At 77.5% G+C, this 1918-nt stretch carries 1 protein-coding gene; it reads left to right on the plus strand.

The genetic code is table 11. The features are described 5' to 3' along the window. Positions 1–1918 (plus strand): amino acid adenylation domain-containing protein (locus tag ACLBYB_RS32525; protein ID WP_447701344.1); only part of this gene is annotated, 1918 nt, incomplete at both ends.

The raw sequence follows: 1918 nt of genomic DNA on the forward strand, positions 1-1918 counted from the left end.
GCGAGGTCCGGCACCGGGTGCCGCCGGCCGCCGCCGGGCGGCTGCTCGCCCGCGCCCGGGCCGCGCACCTCACCCTCAACACCTGCGTCCAGGCCGCCTGGGCCCGGCTCGTGGCCGCCCGCACCGGCCAGGCGCGCGTCGCCTTCGGCACGACCGTGGCCGGGCGCCCGGCCGACCTGCCCGGGGCCGAGACCGTGCTCGGGCTGTTCATCAATACCCTGCCGGTGGTCGTGGACCTCGACCCGGCCCGGCCGCTCGGCGCGTGGCTGGCGGGCGTGCAGGAGGCCGGTCTCGGCCTGCGCGAGCACGGCCACCTGCCCCTGGCCGCCATCCAGCGCCTCGCCGGTCCCGCGGGCGCGGGCGCGGGCACAGGGACGGGCGGCCTGTTCGACAGCCTCGTGGTGTTCGAGAACTACCCCGTCGACCAAGCCCTCGCCGCCGCGCGCCACGGACGGGACGGCGACGGAAACGGGGACGGGGACGGGGACGGCGACGCTGCCGACCCGCACGCCTTGCGTCTCGGCCCGGCCATCGTCGCCGAGACCACGCACTACCCCGTCACCCTGGTGGTCCACCCGGAGACCGGCCCCGACGGGACGCGGCTGGCCCTGCGCCTGAGCTACGCCGCCGATCGCCTGGGACACACGGATGCCGAGGCGCTGCTCGCCGCCTTCGTGGCCCAGCTCGCCGCCCTGGCGGAGGCCGACCCGGCAACCCCGCTCGGGGCGCTGCCGCCGCCGCTGCCCGACAGCGACCGGGCGATGATCGGGTCGGCGAACGCGACCGCGCGGGCCTACCCGGACGGCGCCGGCGACGTGCTCGCCGCCTTCGCAGGCCACTTGGCGCACGACCCGGACGCGATCGCGGTGACCGACGGGCAGGGCGCGCTCACCCGCCGCGCCCTCGACAGCGCGGCCTCCGCGCTGGCCCGCCGCCTCGCCCGCGCCGGGGCCGGTCCCGACACTCTGGTCGGCGTCGGGCTGGAGCGGTCCTGCGCGCTGCTCGTCGCCTGGCTCGCCGTTCTCAAGACGGGGGCCGCGATCCTGCCCCTCAACCCCGAGCTGCCGCGCCCGCGCCTCGTCGCGACCGCCCGAGAGGCGGCCCTGCGCCTCCTCGTCACCGAGTCCGGCCCGGCCGCGCGGATGCCCGGGCCGGCGGAGCTTCCGGACCTGCAGATCCTCACCCCGGATCTGGCAGAGGCGGCGGACGATCCCGCCCTGCCGGCCGCGGCGCCGCACCCGGACGCCCTGGCCTACCTCATCTACACGTCCGGCTCGACCGGCACGCCCAAGGGCTGCGCCAACACCCGCGCCGCCATCGCCAACCGCCTCGCCTGGATGCGGGCCCATTTCGCGGTCGGCCCCGCCGACGTGATCCTGCACAAGACCCCGGTCTCCTTCGACGTCGCCGTCTGGGAGATCCTCCTGCCCCTCGTCAGCGGCGCACGCCTCGTCATGGCGCCGCCGCAGGCCCACCGCGATCCGGACGCGCTGGCCGCCCTGATCCGGCGGGACGCGGTGACGATCGTGCACTTCGTGCCCGCCCTGCTGGAGGCGTTCCTGGCGTCCGGCCGGCTCGCCGCCTGCTCGAGCCTGTCCCGCATCGTGTGCAGCGGCGAGGCGCTCGCCCCCGACCTCGCGGCCGCCGTCCGCGCCCAGAGCCGGGCCGACCTGGCGAACCTCTACGGGCCGACGGAGGCGGCCGTCGACGTCAGCGCCTGGACCTGCGGGCCCGAGCCGGATGCCCCGCGCGTGCCGATCGGGCACCCGATCGCCAACACGCAGCTCCACGTCCTCGACGACGCGCTGCACCCGGTGCCGGTTGGGGTGGTGGGCGAGCTCTACATCGGCGGCACCGGCCTCGCCCGCGGCTATCTCGGACGCCCCGGCCTGACCGCCGAGCGCTTCGTGCCCGACCC

It is taken from the genome of Methylobacterium sp. D54C (genome assembly GCF_053345595.1).